General features: G+C 58.7%; 11 protein-coding genes. All 11 read right to left on the reverse strand.

All coding sequences use genetic code 11. The features are described 5' to 3' along the window. Positions 1 to 867: an ABC transporter permease gene (locus tag HKD40_RS13530; RefSeq protein WP_248306066.1), complete on the reverse strand. Its 867-nt coding sequence runs from the start codon at positions 865 to 867 to the stop codon at positions 1 to 3. Continuing rightward, positions 864 to 1,859 (reverse strand): ABC transporter ATP-binding protein, encoded by a 996-nt coding sequence (locus HKD40_RS13535; protein WP_169196309.1) that lies wholly within the window; start codon positions 1,857 to 1,859, stop codon positions 864 to 866. The genes HKD40_RS13530 and HKD40_RS13535 overlap by 4 nt, the downstream gene beginning before the upstream one ends. After that, on the reverse strand, positions 1,856 to 2,785 hold the full coding sequence (locus HKD40_RS13540) for a DUF58 domain-containing protein (RefSeq protein WP_169196310.1): 930 nt from the start codon (positions 2,783 to 2,785) through the stop codon (positions 1,856 to 1,858). The genes HKD40_RS13535 and HKD40_RS13540 overlap by 4 nt, the downstream gene beginning before the upstream one ends. After that, the gene (locus tag HKD40_RS13545) at positions 2,782 to 3,783 is read right to left on the reverse strand and encodes a MoxR family ATPase (protein ID WP_248306569.1); all 1,002 of its coding nucleotides are present in this window, start codon (positions 3,781 to 3,783) and stop codon (positions 2,782 to 2,784) included. Before HKD40_RS13545 ends, HKD40_RS13540 begins: the two co-directional genes overlap by 4 nt. Beyond that, positions 3,780 to 7,937 carry a VWA domain-containing protein gene (locus HKD40_RS13550; protein ID WP_169196311.1) on the reverse strand — a complete coding sequence of 1,386 codons (4,158 nt, stop codon included), beginning with the start codon at positions 7,935 to 7,937 and terminating at the stop codon, positions 3,780 to 3,782. The genes HKD40_RS13545 and HKD40_RS13550 overlap by 4 nt, the downstream gene beginning before the upstream one ends. A gap of 34 nt (positions 7,938 to 7,971) precedes the next feature. After that, complete coding sequence (locus tag HKD40_RS13555) at positions 7,972 to 9,342, reverse strand: hypothetical protein (protein ID WP_169196312.1); 1,371 nt, start codon at positions 9,340 to 9,342, stop codon at positions 7,972 to 7,974. Beyond that, positions 9,339 to 9,911 (reverse strand): hypothetical protein, encoded by a 573-nt coding sequence (locus HKD40_RS13560; protein WP_169196313.1) that lies wholly within the window; start codon positions 9,909 to 9,911, stop codon positions 9,339 to 9,341. The genes HKD40_RS13555 and HKD40_RS13560 overlap by 4 nt, the downstream gene beginning before the upstream one ends. Further along, complete coding sequence (locus HKD40_RS13565) at positions 9,908 to 10,798, reverse strand: transporter substrate-binding domain-containing protein (protein ID WP_169196314.1); 891 nt, start codon at positions 10,796 to 10,798, stop codon at positions 9,908 to 9,910. Before HKD40_RS13565 ends, HKD40_RS13560 begins: the two co-directional genes overlap by 4 nt. A gap of 58 nt (positions 10,799 to 10,856) precedes the next feature. Then, a complete protein-coding gene (locus tag HKD40_RS13570) occupies positions 10,857 to 12,620 on the reverse strand; it encodes a PQQ-binding-like beta-propeller repeat protein (RefSeq protein WP_169196315.1) in 1,764 nt (587 codons plus the stop codon). Positions 12,621 to 12,719: 99 nt separating this feature from the next. After that, complete coding sequence (locus HKD40_RS13575) at positions 12,720 to 13,238, reverse strand: cytochrome c (RefSeq protein ID WP_169196316.1); 519 nt, start codon at positions 13,236 to 13,238, stop codon at positions 12,720 to 12,722. Positions 13,239 to 13,815: 577 nt separating this feature from the next. Then, positions 13,816 to 16,884, reverse strand: a 3,069-nt coding sequence (locus tag HKD40_RS13580; RefSeq protein WP_210257113.1) for a DUF5801 repeats-in-toxin domain-containing protein, incomplete at its 5' end; no start/stop codon positions are given.

Raw genomic sequence — 16,884 nt, forward strand, 5'->3', positions numbered from 1 at the left:
CTATACCTTGCGGAATTCGTACATGGCGACGAGAAAGAGAACGATAGCCATGCCGCCCGCGACCTGCCAGCCCAGCATAAGGGGGAAGGAGTGAAAGCCGATGAGGATGCCGCGTAAGCTATCGACAGCATACGTAATCGGATTGGCTTCAACCAGCGCCACGAGCCAGCGCGGATAGACGACCAACGTCTGAGCACGAGTAAGAGCCGGATCAAGCGGAAACACCGAGGACGAGGTGAAGTAGAGCGGGAGCACGAGCGCGTTTGAAAACACGCCAAAGCCCTCAAACCCTTTCACATGGTTGGCAATGACGATGCCAAGCGATGTCATGCCAAAGGAGATGACGAACATCAGTCCCAAGGCGGCAATGAAGTCCTCCAAGCTGATGTGGATATTGGCAAAGCGCGCTACGGCCAAAACCAGCATGCCGTGAACCACAGCTGTGGTGGCTCCGCCTAAGACTTTGCCCAAAAGGATGAAATTGCGCGGCAGCGGCGAGACGAGAACTTCACGCAGGAAGCCAAACTCACGATCCCAGATTAACGAAACCGCCGATTGGATGGAGGTGTAGAGGATGTTGAGGACGATCACGCCGGGAAAGATGTACTGCAAATAGGTGAAGGGGACGATGAACTTAACGTCGCCCATGACTTCGCCCCGGAAGAACGGGTTGAGGCCAACGCCGAGAATAAGCACCCAGAGGAGCGGCCGAGAGACGCCACCGATCAGCTGTCCGCGATCGGTGAGTGAGCGCTTTACTTCGCGCCACCAAATGACCTGCACACCGCAAGCGATGTCCCACATATTGCGCAAGGCCGAAGGATTGTACTGACGGCGCGCGCGCGGAGTTGGGGTTTTCTGGCTCATTTGCGAGCTCCTTTGCCAGCGGGCTTGCCGCGTCCAGAGTTCGGTGCTTCTTCGCGCAAAGCGCGGCCGGTGAGGCTGAGGAAGACACTTTCGAGGCTTGGCGGTTCAAGGGTAGCCAGCGCAACTTTGCCACGCAGGGCGGCAAGCGCAGCCTCAGCTTCAGGTAGAGAGGCGAAGCGTACGAGCATCTGGCCGTCGGGCATTGTCATGGCGTCGGGGTGAGCAGAAACAATAGCTTGGCGGCCAGCGCTGCCTTCCGGCTGCAACCGCAAGAGCGTCGTGCCATGCTTGGCTTTTAGATCTGCCGGCGTGCCCTCAACGAGGATTTTGCCACGGTCGATGACACAGACGTCGTCGGCTTCTGCCACTTCGTCGATGTAGTGCGTGGTGACGACAACCGTCAGTCCGGTCTGCTCACGCAAGTCCGTGAGGTGCTGCCAGATATTGGCGCGGGACTGGGGGTCGAGACCAACAGTGGGTTCATCCATAAAGAGAATTTCTGGGTCGTGGAGCAGGCCGCGAGCGATCTCGAGGCGGCGCTTCATACCCGCGGAAAGGGCGCGTACGGGCGCTTTGCGCCATTCTTCCAAGCGGACGAGTTCGAGCATTTCATCAATGCGGCGATTGCGTTCGGAACGCCCCATGGCGTGAACGCGCGCGTGAAAGTCGAGGTTGTCGAAAACCGACAGTCGTGTGTCCAGCGTAGAGTTCTGAAATATAACGCCAATCCGGCGACGCACGTCGCGCGGGTGCCGTGCCACGTCGATCCCCGCGACGACAGCACGCCCGGCAACTGGCTTGCGAATGGTCGAGACAATATCGATGAGCGTCGACTTGCCTGCGCCATTGGGGCCGATCAGGGCAAAGAGGCTACCGTTAGGAACGGTGAGGCTGACATTGTCCAAAGCCAGGGTGCGGCCATAGCGCTGGGAGATGCCGTCCACAACAATAGCGGCGTTATCACTGACGGGCGCTGACGAAGATTGGGTCATGCGATGACTCCTGCTTGAGGCAAGGTCTCAAAACACAGTGTGCTGAGACTGTCCTCGGCATGCAGAGTGAGGAAAATATTGCGTGGGTTTACCGCGGTGCGGAGCGATAGCTGCAATGTATCAAGGGCTTGCCTGTATTGGCTAAGCATTGTTTCGTCGATGGTTATGTCGCGCTCATGCCCCGTTTCTGCGTCGACAAAGCGGTGAACGCCTTCGCCATAGGCACCGGGATCACGCTCGACAGCGCTAAGTATTTGAAGGGCGGCTATACTCGCTGGAGTGGCTGCCAAACTGCCCAAACTCTGCGCCGCGCCGGGTTCCCAGAAATCTGAAAGCACGATGCAGACCGAGCCTGCATCGGCTGTTGCACGAAGAGATTCAATGCTTTGGGCAAGGCTAGACAGCGCTGGCCTTGGTTCGCCGACTTCACGGTCGTGGACTGGCCTTAGGTCTGTTTGCGCGAATGCGAACAGCTCTGGTGCTCGGCTGCGGCCCTGCCAAACGGGGGAGCGACGGATCGAATTGTCGCCCTCTAAGACGAGTATTTGAACGCGATCTTGACCGACTAGCGCGACAAAACCGAGGGCTGATGCCAGGGCTGAGGCAAGGCGAGCCTTCGCAGGAACGCTGACCATAGAAGGGGTTAGGTCGAGAACAATGGTAACAAGGAGCTGACGACGTTGCACATAGCTACGGGTCAGCGGCGCGCCAAGGGCTAGGCTGCGCGGATCAACATGGCGCAGATCATCACCAGCGCGATAGGCGCGGTATTCGGCAAACTCCATGCCCGCGCCGCTCGTTTTTGATTGACGCTCGCCAACACCGCGCGTGGCCCGTGAAGAGCCCGCTACGATGTGCATTGCTGAAAGCTGATCCATCAATGCAGGCGTGAGTGCCGCCTGCGCTTGATTTGCCTCTAAGCTCATGAAATCGAACCGAGATGTTTGTCAAAGAGGCGGTTGAGCAGCTTGGTCACGGCCAGCGGATCTGCCTTGGCTTCAAAGCGAGCGTGGAGGCGATGGAGCACGGTCGGGCCCATGACAGCACGGAGGTCCTCTACGGCAACGTGGTTGCGACCGGCGAGGAAAGCGTGGGCCTTCGCCCCGAGGAGCATTGACTGGGCCCCACGTGGGCTGATGCCATAGCGCAGAATGCGATTGGCTTCGGCATCGCTATCGGGGCTGCCCGGCTGGGTTGCTGTCGCGAGTTTGGCGACGGCCAGCGGGATGGAGGAGTGAACTGGCATGTCGCGGACCAGCGCACGCAGGATAAGAATTTGCTCAGGCGTTAGAACAGCTTGTAGCTTTGGCTTCTCGGTGCCGGTGGTGGCAATGAGGATTTCAGCGAGACTTTCCGGGCTCGGGTATTTGACCTCAATGCGCAGCATGAAGCGGTCAACCTGCGCCTCGGGGAGGGTGTAAGTCCCTTCCATTTCAATCGGGTTTTGGGTCGCGAGAACTGTGAATGGCTGCGGCAGCTGTTCGGTTCGGCCATTGTGAGAAATGGCCCCGTCCTGCATCGCTTCGAGCAAGGCGGACTGGGTGCGTGGGGTGGCGCGGTTGATTTCGTCGGCCAACAGGAGCTGGGTGAAAATCGGGCCCTTCTGGTAGTCGACGCGGGGGCGGCCGGTCTCGTCTTCAACCAGTGTCATGCCGCCAGTGATGTCGGCGGGCATAAGGTCAGGTGTGAACTGAATGCGCGCGAAATCGAGCCCGGTTGCAGCGTGAAGGCTTTGAACGAGAAGAGTTTTCCCGGTTCCCGGAGGACCTTCAAGGAGAACGTGGCCGCCTGAGATAATGCCGATCAGGGTTAGCAAAATGGTCTCGTCCTGACCGCGCACGGCCTTGGCAATCTCACTGCGTGCAGCGCTGAGGGCAGTGCGGAGCGTTTCAATATCTGAAGCAATTGGGGCGTGAGCGGTCACGATGCCAGTCCTTGATTGGTGGGGGCTTGCATACCGGCCTTGGCGCGGGGGCGCGGGGGACGCATGTAGAAGAATAGGGTGATGAGGAAGGCGAGGAGCGCCAGGGCAGTCCAAGGCGTCGTGAGGCCGGGGACAAGGCGCAGGGCCATGCCTTCGGGGGCTTTTTCGATGCCGCCAACAAAGCGTGGCGCGACGTCTGAAATTGGCTCTGCCCAGTAGGCTCGATTGATGAAGGTGGCAGATTCTGCAATTAAATCAGAGGCATCGCGTGCGGCCGCGCCGAGACGCTTCGGCGGGGCGATAGCGACGCGGGCGTGAATGCGGCCGGTTTTCTCGGTGAGAATATTGGCCGTATAGGTGCCGGGCGCAGTTTCTTGCAAAGCGATGTGTTGGACCGCTCCATCGGCGAAGGTCACTTCGGCGATGGGGGCGAGACCAAATCGTGGCGCGCCTTCATCGTCCAAAACGTCGAGCGTAAGCGCAATGGTTTCGCCTTGGCCTCGAATGGCCAAAAATGGGCCGCTGGCCGGCACTATTGGGCGTATCTGGCGCAAAACATGGGCCCAGAAGGGGCCTATGGTGGCGTCATTTCGCCAGTTCCGGGTCCATTCACCGGTGGCGTCACTGGCAAAAGCGAGAACGGAACCATTGCCATAACGCCAACTGGCCATGAGGGGCGCTTCTTCGCCCTCGGCATTGGTCGAGGTCATGCTGACGAGTGCTTCCGGCTTTTCGGTGGTGAGCACCAAGCCAGAGATACTCGGCGGGGTCGCGGACAAGCCGCGCATCAGATCGGCGCTGAGCTGTTTAACGCGCGGCTGTTCAACGCCCTCACGTACGGGCGAGGACAGCAGCATAGCCTCTTGCGAGAGGATGGAGGGTAAACTTGCGAAGTCGTCGGAGGCGTGGACCGAACCGCCACCCGCTTGCGCGATTTCGATGACGGCACGGGTATCGGCTTCGGTGCCGACAGCGACGGCCGACACGGTAATGCCTTGGTCGCGCATTTGGCCAGCGATCCCAGCGAAATCGCCGGGAAGGCTAAGACCATCGGACATGACAATCATGTGGCGCGCTTGCGCTTCGGAATTTTGAAGCAGACCCCAGCCAGCTTCGAGACCGGGCACGATGGCAGTGCCGCCGCCGGTATCGACCTCGGCGAGGGCTGCGCGAATGGCATCGCTCTCGCTTGCAGCAGTGAGCGGGAGAATGACCCGGGCTTCGGTGTCGAAGACCACAATGCCGACCTGGCTGGCCGGATTGAGCAGCTCAATTGCGCCAGCTGTCGCCTGCCGTGCGAGTTCAAGGCGCGTGCCACTACCAACGGTCTGGTTCATGCTGCCTGAACGGTCGAGCACAAACACCATTGTCACCTCTGGCGCTTCGCGGGGGACGCGGGCCGAAAGAGGGGAGAGGTTCTCAAATGGCGTGGCGTAATAGCCGCCGGGTCCAAAGGCCTTGTTGCCGCCTAGGGCGATGAGGCCAAGGCCGTGTTCGGAGACTGCTGTTTCAACCAGACCAGCTTCGCGGGAGGTAATCGCGCGCGCAGGCATGTTCACGAGAACCACGGCGTCATAGTTCAGCCAACCGCGCAGATAGTCCGGTGCTGAAGCCGGGTCGAGTACGGCGACGTCCGCTTCCGTGTGGCCGGGCAGCGCCATTTCGGCAAAGGCCTCGCCGTGCGAGAGGGCAGGCGCGAGGACAAGAATAGGGCGACCGGCACGGGCCGTGGTGATCGCCGACATTTTGCTGGCGAAGCCGCGCTCGGTGGAGACGTTGACCGTAAAGAGAGTTTCGCCCAATGCCAGCGGAGGGAGTTCAGTCTCAATCCGGTTCATGCCCGGCAAGAGGGCGATGTTTTCTGCGGCAAGCTGGGTGCCGTTGGCATGGAAGGAAACTTCCGCGGGGAGTTCCACGGGAGTGCTGACGAGAGCCGTTAGCACAATGCGATCGCCGGGCTTGGCGTCGGCGGGGACGGCGATCGCTACGAGTTCAGGCTGCTGTGTTTCTGGCACTGAGGCATCAGTGTGGGTGATGGCGGTCCGACCGGATAAGGCAGAGCTGTTGCTTGCCGACATCTCGGTGCGGATCGGTGCGCTGATGGTGATCGCTGCGTGTTGATGGGGCGGAACGAGCGCTTCAGCGAGGGCGAGAGCAGGGCCCAAATGAGTTACGCGCGTGGCGGGCTGTGCGGAGGTATCTGATGACGCTAAGCGCGGAACTGGCCCGGCAGCAATTGTCGTGGTGCCCGGCACTGACGCCGCGCCCTGAGGAGCGATGGTCACAGCAACACTGCGCACGAATGGCAAAGGCAAAGCGACGCCGATCACTGCAGCACCCAGCAGAGCCATGGGTATGAGAGCGGTCAGCGAGCGTCGGCCGCTTTTGCGATAGCGGAGGGCTGCATCGGCAGCCATGAGGGCCAAGGCGAGTAGGATCAGCCAAGGCATCAATGCCAAGGGAGCCGACCCAGAATTTGGGTCAACATTTTCAGCGGAAACTGCTGGTGCGCGGCTCGGAGCGGCGTTTATGGCAATGAACTGGCCAGTCTCGGAGGTGAAGACGCCAGCGTTGCTTGGGATGAATGCAGCGGCTGAGACCGAGAACGGCTCCGCGCCCGTTACGGAGGTGTACGACCCAAGCTGTGCGCCACAGGTCAAACCGACCTGACAGTTGAGCAGCGGCATGCCGGCGAGGCCAAGCCAATCGGTGATCTGGCCCGAAAGGAGCGGCAGAACATCTGAGCCCTTCCAGTCAACTGTGCGCGGGTCAAAACGGACGAAGAGATCGCGATAGGTTTCTCGCTCGATTGTTGCGAGGAGCGGAAGGGTATTGCCGGCAACCAAGACTTCGGCACCAGCCGGGAGCGAACGCGTGGACACCTGAGCATAGTCGGGAATATGCCAATCCAGCCCACGGGTGAGGGGATGTACCGGGTGCCAGTAATCAGCGTCATGTGCTGCGGCAGTGGCGTCGCTGATTTCAGCAACTCCGGCAGAGCCAAGCCAGATTGTGTGCGCGGCGGGCGCATTTGGAAGTGTGAGATTATCGACCACGACGAGAGCAAACTCGCTGAGGCCCGACGGCAGCTCTGAGGTTTTGAAAACCTCAACATTGTCTTGCGCCAGCAATGCGCGAATGAGCGGCTGATCGGCGCTGGTCGGCTCGGCAACATAGAGAACACGCTGCGGCACTGAGCTCGTGGTTAGCGTGTAGTGGGTCGAGCCCGCCCAAGGTTGTGTATCTTCGGCTGAGACGCTGACGGTGATCAGGCCCAGATCCTTGAGGGTGATGGTTTCGTCGATTGACGAAACGCCATCGACAAACTTGAGACGGAAACTGGTCCACGGAAGGGGTTGATGTTCGCCAATGTCAACGAGGCTGGTGAAGCCAATTTCGAGGCGCGCTTCTTCTACTGTGGCTGCCGCGGTTGCGCCGCCCTGAATGCGCCACTTACCGTCTGGTGTGGGCGATAGACGCAGATCAAGACGCGGCGCGAGGGCTGGAAGCGTGATTGGCGTGTGCTCAAAGCTTGGCAAGGCTTCATCCGAACGAAGCGCCTGGGGCAGGTGCGCACCGATATAGAGGCCTTCCACCGTCTCATTGGGGAGGAGGGTTTGGCGAATGAGGTCCAGAACTTGCGCGGTGTTTGCGGGACCATCACTTGGCAAGGTGGCAGCGACGAGGGGCGCTGCCATTTCGGGTTCATAAGGATGGCGTGCCGCCAGCAATTGCGGCGCGGGACCCGAGAGAATGATGGAGACACGCTGAGGCGCTGCGCCGTTGCGCGCACGTAAGCTCGACTCTAGATCGGCACGGGCCTTGTCGAATGTGCGCACGCCATCGGTCGAGACATTCATCTCGGCGGAGCCATCGAGAACGACCACTAAATGGTCAGCCGGACGCGCGCCGAGGAAAGGCTGCGCGAGCGCCAGGACGAGTGCGGCGAAGGCTGCCAGTTGCAAGAACAGCAGGGCCGAAGGCTTGGGCAGGCGGCGGCGACGCTTGGACACGCCCGCCATGTCTGGCAGGGAGAGCCAAATTTGCATGCTGGGCACGATGCGACGCACAGGCTGGGTGCTGTGCAGCCATATGATCAGTGCGCCAAGCGCGAGAAGGAGGAGCATCGCGGGAGCGAGAATGCCTGGGGTCACGACGTAATGGTCCCGGATAGTCTAGGGAGAGAGTTCATTCCGACACCTTCTCGAAATAACGCGACAAGGTAGATCGGTGGCTGGCGCTGATGGTTGACCGGGTGACCGGGACAGGCGCATGGGCGCTGACTGTCGCTCCGGCTTCACCTGAACCGGCACCTGCAAGTCCTTGTTCTGACTCAGAAGGGGGCAGGCTGATACGAATGCGACGGCCTGTTTCCTGTGTCGACTGGGGCAGGGAGAAATCTTCTGCTCCGTTGGCGCCAAGGGCAAAGCTTTCGCCCAACAGATCGCTGCTGCCACCACCGGCTTGATCGGCTGGTCCCTTGCCAGAATCCGCCGATGCGCCGACCGCTTCACGAGCCGCGATCTGCAACTGCTTGGGTTCAAGCTTTTGCATCGACATAGCGCCGCTCATCGGCTTGTTGTCGCCTTCGGTGATCTCGCCAAAAGCTTCGGTTTCGTCCAACTGTTCGCCATTGGCTTCCATAATGTTGAGCTGGCGCTGGCGGCGGGCGCTTTCGAGATCATCCAGATTGATCGCGAAAGTATCGTCGCCAGCCTGCTCGGGCGCATTGCGCGGGCCACCGGTGATGGTCGCGCCTGCTGTGCCGTCTTGCGGTTTGCCCGTGATACGATTGTTGTTGAGCCAACTCGGTGGCGTGTCACCGAAAGCGGACTTTGCTTGATCGATCAAGGCGTCAAGCTCAGCCTCAAGCTCTTCGCTGGAGGTCTCCTCGCTGGCATTGGCAACACGCTCTTCGATGGCGCGGGCGAGCGCTTCGAGAATGGGTTCATTTCGGCCAATGGCTTCGCGCTTGAGCTGATCAGCAAGGGACTGCGCGCTGTCGCGAATGTCGTCGGCAGAACGCTCGGACGTCTCGACAACAGGCTGGAGGGACGGCGTGAGGACGGTGTTTTGAAGGGCTAATGCAAGACCGCCGACGAGCAAATTTACGGCCAAAAACACCTGAACGGTCTTGGTGAAATAGGGCCAGAGCTTGGCTTGGTCCAAACCAGATGATGCAGCTCTGGCGTTATCAATCAATGCCTTAGCGACTGAACTCGACTCATCGCGCGAATAGGCTTCGAGCGCTGTGGCGTACCCCAGGCGCATATCGCTTTTGCGGTCGATGGCGAGAGCGAGGTGCTGCGGGTTGGCGAGGCGGCGCCAATCGGACGACAGAACAACGCCGAGGCCTATACCAGCAAAGGCTGCTGCGCTCATGAATTGGTTGAGCGGCGACAGGCCTTGCTGACCGAGCAGGCGTAGACCCGTATCGACCGCCAAAACGATCGACATTGCAGAGGTTGCACCAATGCAGGCCGCTGCAAACAAGCGCAGCTTGAGCCTCGACCGACCTTGGACGAGGGGCTGGAGAATTGGGTCGGCTGACGCGTTCATCGCCACACCCAAAGTTTGATCGCAAAGGCCAGAGCGAGCGTCAGTGCGGAAAGCGAGGTGGTGGGCAGACGCAGGCGGGCGGGCAGATAGGGCTGCACGATGTGCGCAGCGGTCAGAGCGAAGAGCGGCAGGAGATTAAAACCAGCGATGCGATCTGAGAGGCGGGTGAAGGAGAAAAGCCAGGCTTCCGCAAACTGCAGTAAATCGGGCGGGGTGATGGCAATGAGGGTGCCGCGATTGGCCATGGCCAGTCGGCCGAGTGCGAAGGTTGCGGCAATGGCGAATAGCGCAGCGGCCGCAATGCCGAAGAGGCGGCCTTTGATGTCATTGGGCCGAATGTCCATGGGCTTGACCCAGCCAAAGCCGGTCACGACCACACCAACCAAGGCGTAAATGTCGATATGAACGCTCGGATCAGCAGTGAGGCGCCCATCGTAGCTCGGTCCACGATCGCCCAGCCACTTGGCTGCCAGCGCCAAGAACAGGCCATGCAGGGCGAGGACGACGACACCAGCACTGGCGTCGTAGAGTATGCGGGTCGGGTGGAGTTCCCATAGGAGCGAGATCATCGCGCTTCGCTCCAGAGAACTTTGTGACGGAGGCCCATTTCCACCAGCGTACCGTTCTCGTCGAGCGCGTTCAGCGCTTCATCGATGAGGACACCCAGAAAACGATCTTCAATGCGAACGGCGGCGCTGACGCCGATGGGATCAACTGGGAAGGGCAGGCGGGCCATGGGATAATAGCCCTCGGGGTTGCCGTCGGTGCCGGCCATAAGCGCGCCTTCCCATATCAGGGCGGCGTCGACTTGATCGGAACTGAGCGCCGCGAAGAGATCCTGATTGGAGCGGAAGCTGACGCGTTCTGGCGTCGTGCCCTTCGCTTGCGTGTTGAAGTAGCTCACAAGGGCAGCGTCGCCTGAAGCTTGACCGTGCACGCCCAAGCGAATGTTGGGACCGAGGTCTTCGAGCGACTTTAGCGCGGGATCGCGCGTGATGCCGATAACATTGGCAGAGATGTAGGGGCGCGACAGACGCAGCCATTCCGGCGAGGCCGCGGACAGGTGCATGCCCAGAACGACGTCGCAATTCTGCGCCATCATGATGAACATCTGATCGTCGGTGAGGCCGAAATAATAATCGAAAATCGAGGGGCGAACCGGGAAGCTGCGCGGGTTGAGTGTATAGGTGCGCACTTCGGTGAGGAGCATCTTGCCGATCTGCTCGGCGAGCTCGGCTTCGAAGGCTGCGATGGGGCCAAAGGGGCGCAGGCAGAAGGAGATGAGATTGCCCTCGTTGCGCGTACGCTCGGTGTAGAGATCACGCGAGACAATATCGAGTTGGGCAAGGGACGGAGCGCTGGTTGCGAGGAATGCGCTGCTGATTACGGCGGCCAAGCAGATGCAACGGCTGGCAAACTTGCGAGCAGACCGCAGCGATAGAGAAAAATAGTGCATTAGGCCGAACGTTCTTGAGGGCGATCGGCGCGGGGTGAGCCGCGCCGATCTGGGAGGATTATTCCTGCGGAAGAGCGAAGACGTGGATCGAAGCGCCGAGTGCACTCATGTCAGTTGGCTTTTCGTTCAGACGGGTTTCGAGGGTCGAACCGTAAGCCGGGTTGCCGGTGACGATTGCAACATACTGCTTGCCGTCGACTTCGTAGGAGACTGGAACGCCCATTGCCGAAGCAGCGAGACGGGTCTTCCAAACCAGATCACCAGTGGTCTGGCTGATGGCCTTCAGGTAGCGGTCAGCGCCACCGGAGAAGAGCAGGTCGCCAGCAGTGGTCAGGAGCGATGCGTAGTTCACCGAATCCTGCTCGTAGCGCCAAACAGTTTCACCGGTTTCCATGTTGATCGCGTCGATACGGCCAGCCTTGTCCATGCCTTCTGGCAGGGAGTAGGTCGAAGTCTGGTTGTACGAGTTGACCGGAATTGGAGCATCCGGACGTGGGGTCATGGTCTGGCACGCGTTGGTCAGCGGTACGAACATAACCTTAGAGGTTGGGTTGTACGCAGTACGCGGCTGGTCACGGCCACCGAGGAAGGTTGGGCAGTGGTAAACGGAGTCGCCACCTTCCTTGTGAACGACGTCTTCGTTGACGGTCACGAGACCGGTTTCGTCGATGTTGTCGATCATGTTCTGGAACGCGGTGTCACGAGCGTAGATGAACTCGCCGGTGACTGCGTCGAACTGCCAAACGGTACCAGTCTTACATGGCACGCCGGTCAGCACGCGGCGTTCGCCGGTTGCAGCCGAGGTGTTGATCGCCTGGAGGGTTTCCATGTCTGCGCTTGGATTGACGTTGAGGGTATCAACGACCATCTCGAAGGTGCATTCCTGATCCCAGTTGTCGCGGGGCAGGGTCTGGTGACGCCAAACGATTTCACCGGTCGATGGCTTAACAGCAAAGCGGGTGTTGGTGCCGTACTGGGTGCCGCCGATGGTGCCGCGCTGAACTTCAGACGCAGGGCCGGTCGAGGTCGAGCCGTAGTAAACGAGGTCGTTGACCGGATCATAGGTCATCTGGCCCCAAGCGCCGGTCATCCAGCGGGATTCGTAAGCCGAACCACCCCAGGTGTCGTCGCCTTCTTCACCTGGCTTCGGGATGAAGTAGTTGCGCCACAGTTCTTCACCGGTCTTCGCATCGTGGCCGGTTACGTAGCAACCAAAGCCCGAGTACTGGCAGGAAGAACCGAGAACGATCACGCCGTTAGCGATGATTGGACCGGAGGAGTTGGAGATGCCTTCATCGCCCTGGCCACGGTCGATGTCGAATGCAACCTGACCAGTACGCATGTCGAGAGCGACGAGGTGGTTGTCCCAAGTGGCGTAGTAAACGTTCTCGCCATAGATGGCGATGCCGCGCTTACGGTCACGGGTGATGGAGTTGAGCTCTTCTGGCTCAGCTTCCATACGGTGGCGGTATTCCCACAGCAGGTCGCCGGTCACGGCGTCGAGCGCCTGCATGACTTCGCCTGGGGTCGCGATGAACATAACGCCGTCATACACCAGTGGTGCAGTCTGGGTCTGGCCGGATTCAATGCCGCGTGCCCAAACCTGAGTCAGGGACTTAACGTTGTCAGCATTGATCTGTTCGAGAGGGGAGTAACCAAAGTTGGATACGTCACGACCATAAGCGAGCCAGTTGCCTGGAGCTACGTTCTGCAGGTCGGCATCGGTGACCGGCTTCAGGTCAGCGAGTTTGTCAGCAAATGCCGGAGCACTCGCCAGAGCGAGCGAAGCGACCGTTGCCATCAGTAGGCGATTGATCTTCATAGGTACCATCCTCTTTTGAAGAATCGTGGTCGACAAATCCCTGCCGCTGGCGCGAATGCGTCAGCGGAGCGATGTCGAAATAGGTGTTTTGAGAGTGGCTTAGTGCCCGTCGTTAAACGGTACCTTGACCTCTTCTTCTTCCTCTTCGCCTTCAGCCTTAGGAGCTGGAGGTGGGAGGTCAGCTGGGGTTTCGATGATTTCGAAGTCACCCAGTTCCTTGATCTTGTACGGCAGCTCAGTTTCGCCTGCTGGTGCGCCATGCAACTCAAGCATGAAAGCGAGAACGTCCGAGTATTCCTTGTTCCGCAGCTTGCCTGGAGCTTCAGGCGGCATCGCCATGATCATGAAGTCCATGACGTCGGCAAGCGTACCGCCCGCCTTGTAATCAAGTGCGCTACCGGTCAGCGGAGGAGCAGCTGGGCCGCCACCACCCTTGGAACCATGGCAGTTCGCGCAGCTATCCATATAGATCTGCTTGCCACGGCTGGCTTGGTCGGCGCTGTAGACGCCTTCGAAGATGTTCTTCGGGCCAACGGTGTAAACGGTGTCCGCCAGTGCGGCAGAGGTTGAGAGTGCCGCGATTAGGCCTGCGACTGCGACAATTTTGGTTCTGGTCATGAGGAGGACCTTCTTGATATTCAAAGGGAATTGCCAAAGCGCAAACCGGTAGTCGTGCCCTCTCCAAAGTGCATAGCGGCTAACCGAAAGTTGCGCCGTAGACCGATCTCTACCCGTTAGGCAAAGAAACAACGTTCTCCATGTCCGTAGGATGTGGAGGTGCAGTGGTGCAGCACTTTTCGTGATGTATTACTGGCGCGACAAAATGTTCAGTTCGGCGTCACTCCGATCCGTGCAGAAAGACTAGGCGTACGCGTGGCGAGGTGTTTTGTCGCTGTGTACTTGTATGCCATTACGTCGCACTTATAACTTAAGTCAATGATCGACTTTAGCTTTGCCTATAAGCGTCGTGGCCACAATTTGCGCATTCAGATGCCGTGAAAATGCCGCAACCATGCGGGTGTGGTCATTTGATGCAGGGTCAAATAGAGATATTAGGCAAAAAGTTTTCCACAGTAGTCTATTCAATTTGCGACGTTTTTCTGTCGCAGGGTGGAACCAAGCTCAGCCGATAGCGACCGCCACGGCGAAAAAAAAACGGCCCACCGAAGTGGGCCGCGTTGATCATGAGTTTTGCTTAGATCGTCTGGTTGTGAAGGTTGACGTCATACTCCTGACCTTCAATCACCACTGTCACGGTTGGACCAGTATCTATGAGCTTGTCCAAATCGGCACTGTTGACCTCAATGATCGTGCCATTGTTATCAGCGCTGCTTGAGGCTTCAGTCTGGCCAGTGGCTCGATCGAGGAGCTCTGTGATGTCGAGAGTGTCCTCTGCCATGTATTCGTCGAGGCTCGCGGACGCATCCATATCTGAGCGTGCTTCGGCGGCTTTCTCACCATCGGTCCACGCCTGTGTCGCGGCTAGGCTGGAAGCGAGATCATCTTCAGCCTGGGTGTAGTCATCCGCGTCGCCATCGCCAAACTCGGTATCGAGTTCCACTTCGACATAGGTGCCTGTGGTGCCGTCGTCGCGCGTGAACGTTCCTGTGCCAACGACGGTTTGGCCATCGATCTCTTGGCCCGTCGAGCTTGTCGACGCATCGATACTGGTGATGCCGTGCTCAACCAGCGTCTTCAACTCGCCGGCGTCCGTAAACCCGTCGCCATTATCGTCTTGCCAGATGCGTAGCTTGGAGAAGGCCTCATCTTCAGGCGAAATTATGCCATCGCCATTGCTATCGAGGGAGGCGAGAGCGTCTGCCCCGCTGACGAAACTTCCGCCTTGGAACCAAGGTGTGAACAGCTCTGTACCATCGTCGGCAATACCGTTTTCGTTGCCGTCATAAACCAGAATGCCATCACTGGTGTTGTTCCAGGCCAGTTTGTCTTTGGCCCCGTCACCATTGAGGTCGAAGACGACACCATGGGAAAGGCTGCTAAAGCCAACACCATTGCCATCGAGATCGAGAATAATGGGGTCGTTTGCATCGGAGTAGACGACGAAGTCTGATGCTTTGAGGGCGGATACTTCGGCAGCCGAAATAACGTTTTCGAGCGTCGCAATCAGCGTACGGGTTGAGGAGACGCTCCAGTTTGTTGCGAACCAAATCTCGCCGTGCTGCGAGTCGCTATTGTAGACAATGACATAGCTGTTGTTTGCGCTCGCTACGTTGCCGGTTTTGATCGTGGCCTCAAACTGGGCGGTCGATATGACGATGACCCTTTGATCGTCGGAGTTGTCGATATTGCCCATCGACGATCTGGCGACGAAGTCATTGCTGTTAAGCACTGCCCCTGCAGATGTGCCCGTCGTGTTGGCAAAGTTGACACTGCCACTTGCACTAGTGCCTGTATCCAAGAAGCCAATCTTGTCGCTTTGGAAACGATTAAAATCTCGCAGGACATCAGTGCCTGAATTGGACGACAGCCGGAACTGATCGGCTCCCGTGCCGCCGGTGACGATATCGTTACCGGCTCCACCAGCAAGGATGTCATTGCCCGATCCGCCAATGATCACATCATTGCCAGAGCCGCCAAGGATCTTGTCGTTGCCACTGGAGCCGGTGATGCGGAGGCTTTCAGTTTGGTTGGTTAGATCCGCGATTGTGCGGTTGCCTGATGTCGGCGCGGCGAGTTCGACCCGTTCAAAGTTGACAAGTTGTGCATTGCTGGCGGTCCGGAATGTGCCCGACACGCGCAATGTGTCGATGCCTGAACCACCATCGATGAGGGTGTCGTTACTATCGGCAATTATGATGTCGTTGCCGTCGCCAGCATTGATCGTGTCGCTACCAGCTTTGCCATCGATGATGTCATTGCCGACGGTACCGGTGAGCGTTTCAGGCCCTGCCGTGCCGTTGATCGTTTGACCGGCAGTGATGATCTGACCGTTGCTATCAACCTTAGAGATGTCGAGCGTGAATGTGGCTTCATCGGTGTCCCCGTCACCATCGGTGATGCGATAGGTAAAGACCTCCTTGGCTCCTGTCGGAACTTCGCTCGCATCCTTGGTGAGGGTGTATTTGTATTCACCCGCACGATTGACGGTCAGCGTGCCGTATAGACCTTGCACCTGATAGACGCCATTCTCGAGCGTTGTATCAGCCGCGCCGGTGCCGATGAGGGCAACGACTGCCAGGCCACCATCCGCGCCCGCAGTGTCCGCATTGCTGAGCAAATTGCCATTCGCCGTAATGTTGGTGGTGTCAGATGAGACCAAACGTACGGCCAGCTGATAGGTATTGCTCTGTCCTTCATAGGTCCGGACAGTGTTGACGATCTGATTATTCTCATCAACGAAACCGGTGACGTCCAAGGTGTACTTCTGGCCGGCAATGGTAATGGTCGTGGTTGACGTCGCAATCGAGATGATGTCTCGGCTGGCCTCTGGGTCGGTAGAGTTTGGCGTCTCGTTGTGGGTAAACGTTATCACCACAGGGCCGACGTTTACGGTCTGCCCATTGATGATGACTTGGAAATTCACTGTCAGCTGAGCCTGAGTGATGGCTGTACCAGACGTGACAGGCAAGTTCCTGTGCGTGAACTCGCCCAGATAGAAAGTCTGGTTTGTGAGCAGATTTTGGAGGTCTGCCGCTGGGGCATCAACAAAACCATAGCCCGAGCGACCACTGCTGTCGCCCCAGGTGACGTGGTCACTGAGCCCGTCTCCATCCTGGTCCGTATAAACGAGATTTTGACCGCCGCCAGTGATTTTCCATGCGGCATTAATCGCGCCCACGCCAAGCTTGTCATAGACGATCTCAAGAGTGCCGGTGTCGTCTTTGGCGGTTGGACCGTCATCCTTGAAGGCAAAAGTGCCCTTGCTCAGATCGAGGCTGTGGGACGCGGTATCACCATCGGCGTCGGTGACGGTGGCAACGAGCTTGAGGGCATTGGCCACAGCGTTGAGGGTCTGCGTGTCATCTGGATTGGTTTTGTCGCCGTGCCAGATGGCCTTGATCTGATCGAGCTTGAGTGTGCCATCGGCATTGAGCGTGATGGTGAAGTAGTTTTGTCCACCAGCTGAGCCGGTGATGACATTGCCCGTTTGATTGAGAACGATCTGCTCTCCCTGAGCGCCATTGGTGCCATGGGCGTAGAGGCCACTGGCGACATTGGAGCCGGTGAGGCTGAGGGCATAGGTGGTGGAGCCAGCGCCGTCAGCGCCATAGGAGATGGCACTGCTAAACAGATTGGTCAGATT

It is taken from the genome of Devosia sp. MC1541 (assembly GCF_012847305.1).
GTDB lineage: Bacteria > Pseudomonadota > Alphaproteobacteria > Rhizobiales > Devosiaceae > Devosia.

What these genes read in the sequence shown, in the direction of transcription:
- HKD40_RS13530 (WP_248306066.1), bottom strand. Translation starts at nt 867, where the DNA reads ATGAGCCAGAAAACCCCAACTCCGCGCGCGCGCCGTCAGTACAATCCT.
- HKD40_RS13535 (WP_169196309.1), bottom strand. Translation starts at nt 1,859, where the DNA reads ATGACCCAATCTTCGTCAGCGCCCGTCAGTGATAACGCCGCTATTGTT.
- HKD40_RS13540 (WP_169196310.1), bottom strand. Translation starts at nt 2,785, where the DNA reads ATGAGCTTAGAGGCAAATCAAGCGCAGGCGGCACTCACGCCTGCATTG.
- HKD40_RS13555 (WP_169196312.1), bottom strand. Translation starts at nt 9,342, where the DNA reads ATGAACGCGTCAGCCGACCCAATTCTCCAGCCCCTCGTCCAAGGTCGG.
- HKD40_RS13560 (WP_169196313.1), bottom strand. Translation starts at nt 9,911, where the DNA reads ATGATCTCGCTCCTATGGGAACTCCACCCGACCCGCATACTCTACGAC.
- HKD40_RS13565 (WP_169196314.1), bottom strand. Translation starts at nt 10,798, where the DNA reads ATGCACTATTTTTCTCTATCGCTGCGGTCTGCTCGCAAGTTTGCCAGC.
- HKD40_RS13570 (WP_169196315.1), bottom strand. Translation starts at nt 12,620, where the DNA reads ATGAAGATCAATCGCCTACTGATGGCAACGGTCGCTTCGCTCGCTCTG.
- HKD40_RS13575 (WP_169196316.1), bottom strand. Translation starts at nt 13,238, where the DNA reads ATGACCAGAACCAAAATTGTCGCAGTCGCAGGCCTAATCGCGGCACTC.